The organism is Streptomyces sp. NPDC059900 (assembly GCF_050270335.1).
GTDB lineage: Bacteria > Actinomycetota > Actinomycetes > Streptomycetales > Streptomycetaceae > Streptomyces.
Genome location: NZ_JBNNJZ010001128.1, coordinates 1 through 1,203 on the forward strand (window position 1 = coordinate 1; position 1,203 = coordinate 1,203).

A 1,203-nucleotide genomic window follows, 5' to 3' on the forward strand; every position below is an offset into this window, starting at 1 on the left:
GAGGGCCTCCTCGGTGCTTTTGAGCTTCGCAACTCCGAGCTACCGAGGGGCCCTTCCTTCATGCGCCGCCGCCGCGGCGATCACCCGATCCAGAACCCAGTTCGACTGATCAAGCCCGTCGGGCGGTATGCGGATGGCTTCTGAGGCCATACGCGAGTCGCCGCTGGATCTAGTCGGATGCCGCAGACAGGTAGTGGCCTGCCTGCGGGAGTTCTTCGCCGGCAAGGAAGGTGCGGTGCGTGCCGGGAGGCTGCCGCAGGAAGCGGTAGAGGTAATCCGCGAGTTCGTGCTCGCTGGTGGGAAGCGCTTGCGGCCGCTGCTATGCCTGGTGGGCTGGACGGCCGGCGGAGGATGTGCGCCGACGCCGACCGGGGTGGTACGGGTGGCGGCGTCGCTGGAGGTGTTCCACGCCTTCGCGTTGATCCACGACGACATCATCGACGGCGCTGGGCTGCGGCGCGGGCAGCCAGCGGTCCACTGCCAGATGGCCGCTCGGCATGCAGGCCGTCCGGATGCGGCTGCGCTGGCCGTCAACGGTGCCATGCTGCTCGGTGACTTGGCGCTGGTGTGGTCGGATGAACTGTTGGCCACGGCGCCGCTGGTGGCGTGGCAGCGCCGCGCGATCGGGCCGCTTGTGGGGGTGATGCGCGAGGAGTTAGCGCACGGCCAGTACCTGGATCTGCTCGCCGCTGGCCGCCTCAGCTCGGACCTCGGCTTGGCCTTGCAGATCTGCCGGGCCAAGACCGCCCGGTACACCATCGAGCATCCACTGCTGATCGGTGCCACCTTGGCGGGTGCTGGCCGTGCCGTAACGGACGGGCTGAGCGCCTTCGCGGTGCCGCTGGGGGATGCCTTCCAGCTGCGCGACGACCTGCTGGACGCCTTCGGCGATCCTGCAGTGACCGGCAAGCCCGCCTGTGGGGATCTGCGCGCTGGCAAACCCACGGTGCTGACCGCCCTCGCCCTCCAAGACGCTGACGCTGCGCAGAAACAGGCGCTGCGGGCGGCGATTGGCGCCCCCGCTGACGCGCCCACGGTATCTCGCGCCCGTACCGTGCTCGAGGAAACCGGTGCGCGCGTCCGCACCGAGCGGATGATCGCCGAATGCTGTCGGAGTGCACTGGACACCCTTCAATCCATGCCCCTGCCGGCCCCCGCGGTGGCGACGCTGCGGGCCTTGGCCGCCGAGGCCACCACCCGAAC

1 protein-coding gene is annotated in these 1,203 nt (G+C 69.7%); it reads left to right on the forward strand.

Annotated elements, in window-relative coordinates; translation table 11 throughout:
- Window positions 1–133: 133 nt before the first annotated feature.
- Window positions 134–1,203 (forward strand): polyprenyl synthetase family protein (locus tag ACQKIP_RS47810; protein ID WP_427745911.1); only part of this gene is annotated, 1,070 nt, incomplete at its 3' end.